This is a genomic window from Microtetraspora sp. NBRC 13810, assembly GCF_030268685.1.
Taxonomy (GTDB): domain Bacteria; phylum Actinomycetota; class Actinomycetes; order Streptosporangiales; family Streptosporangiaceae; genus BSRQ01.
Genome location: NZ_BSRQ01000100.1, coordinates 1 through 255, shown reverse-complemented (window position 1 = coordinate 255; position 255 = coordinate 1). Strand labels below are relative to the sequence as shown.

At 65.1% G+C, this 255-nt stretch carries 1 pseudogene; it reads left to right on the top strand.

What is annotated here, in order from left to right:
• Window positions 1-255: pseudogene (locus QSK26_RS41615) on the top strand (ABC transporter permease); the annotation flags it as partial.

Sequence of the window (255 nt, the reverse complement as noted above, 5' to 3'; positions counted from 1 at the left end):
ACTACCTGCTGCCCGGCATTCTGCTCATCACGATCGCCTCGGGCATCGCCTACACCGCGTTCCGGCTTTTCCTGGATATGAAGAGCGGCATCTTCGAGCGTTTCCAGTCCATGCCGATCGCGCGGTCGTCGGTGTTGTGGGCGCACGTGCTGACCTCGCTGGCCGCCAATGTGATCTCGCTGGTGGTCGTCGTGCTCGTCGCCCTCCTCATGGGCTTCCGCTCGGAGGCGGGAGTGCTCGCCTGGCTCGCGGTCG